The organism is Pontimicrobium sp. MEBiC06410 (assembly GCF_053601615.1).
Window position 1 is genome coordinate 1 of record NZ_JBSHNT010000070.1, and the last position, 346, is coordinate 346.

Genomic DNA, 346 nt, shown 5'->3' on the forward strand with positions numbered 1-346 from the left:
GAAAGGTACCACATACCAGGATTATTAGAAGTGAATGGTGCGCTCAACATAGCGTACTTAGAGCAAAGTATCAATGCATTAGTAGCACGCCACGAGTCATTACGTACAACCTTTAAAAAAGACTCAGAAGGAATAGCCTACCAAGACATAGCAAGCAGTTTAGTCTTAACAATAGAACAAGCAAACTATAGTAAGTTAAAACCAGAAGAAAAGTCAAAAGCAATACAAGCACACAGCGATAAGTTTATCAAAGCCCCATTTAATTTATCAGAAGGGCCATTATTACGCGTGTTATTACTAACCACAGGAAAAGATAAGTATGTTTTAGGGTTATGCATGCATCATA

1 protein-coding gene is annotated in these 346 nt (G+C 37.0%); it reads left to right on the plus strand.

What is annotated here, in order from left to right; all coding sequences use genetic code 11:
- A partial coding sequence (locus tag ACVC08_RS00455) for a condensation domain-containing protein (RefSeq protein WP_452600550.1) occupies positions 1–346 on the plus strand: 346 nt, incomplete at both ends.